Genomic DNA, 1,243 nt, shown 5'->3' on the forward strand with positions numbered 1-1,243 from the left:
AGTCCGCCACCGCGGACAGCAGCGAAGAATGGGAAGAGTTCTGAACCGCACGGGGCGCGGACCGATCCGGTAAGCCCCGCTGCCCGTAACCCGGCGACGCACCCGCGTCGCCCCAAGCGAACGTTTCGTTCCGCCGGGCCGGCGGAGCCCAACCGATTCCGGACCAGGAGAGCAACATGGCGGCTGAAAGCAACGCGGAAGGCATTACCATCCCCGCGGACGAATACAACGAACTGGTGCGCATGCGCTGGGCGGTGGATACCGCCACCCAGCCGTTCATGATGATCCGCCCGGACTGGACCATCAATTACATGAACGAGCCGATGAAACGGCTGCTGCAGGAGCGCTCCGGCGACATCCGTGCCGCCGGCGGCACGCCCGCGGTCTCGGAAGGCGAGCGCCTGGACCGGGTCTTCCCCCAGTTGATTCCCGAACGCTCGACCATGGACGCCTGCCGCGAGGAAGGCATCGACCGCGAATATACCGTTGGCGAGGCGGTGCTCAAGGTCCACGTGACCGGGGAGAACTCCGAAGAAGGCGAGTTCCTGGGCAACACACTGGAGTGGTTCGACCTGACTGCTCAGCGTGATGCCGAGAGCCAGATCGAAAGGCTCATCCGGGAGGTGCTGGAGGGGCGCCTGGATGAACGCATCGACACCGACCAGATGGACGGCTTCGTCCAGCAACTGGGCGATGAACTGAACCGGCTGGTCGACTCGGTCAAGGAACCCGTCGATGAGGCCATCCGCGCCGTGCAGGCCCTCGCGGAGGGTGAACTGACGGTGCGCATGCAGGGCGAATACCAGGGCGAATTCGGTCGCATGCAGGAAGCCATCAACAGTTCCATGGATCACCTCGACGGACTGGTCGGGCAGATCCTGGAGGGTGCCAACAACGTGCGTTCAGCCTCCTCCGAGATCGCCCAGGGCAACACCGATCTGTCCCAGCGTACCGAGGAACAGGCCTCGTCCCTGGAGGAAACCGCCTCTTCCATGGAAGAGATGACCTCCACCGTGAAGTCCAACGCCGACAACTCCAAACAGGCCAACCAGCTCGCCGTCGCCGCGCGCGACAAGGCCGCCGAGGGTGGCGAGGTGGTCAGCAAGGCCGTCGGCGCCATGGGCGAGATCAACCAGTCCTCGAAAAAGATCTCCGACATCATCGGTGTCATCGACGAGATCGCCTTCCAGACCAATCTGCTCGCCCTCAACGCCGCGGTCGAAGCCGCCCGCGCCGGCGAACA

Annotated in this window: 1 pseudogene; it reads left to right on the forward strand. The window is 64.4% G+C overall.

From position 1 onward, the window contains the following. Window positions 1-506 precede the first annotated feature (506 nt). Window positions 507-1,243: pseudogene (locus B1A74_RS13630) on the forward strand (methyl-accepting chemotaxis protein); the annotation flags it as partial.

This window comes from Thioalkalivibrio halophilus, assembly GCF_001995255.1.
GTDB lineage: Bacteria > Pseudomonadota > Gammaproteobacteria > Ectothiorhodospirales > Ectothiorhodospiraceae > Thioalkalivibrio > Thioalkalivibrio halophilus.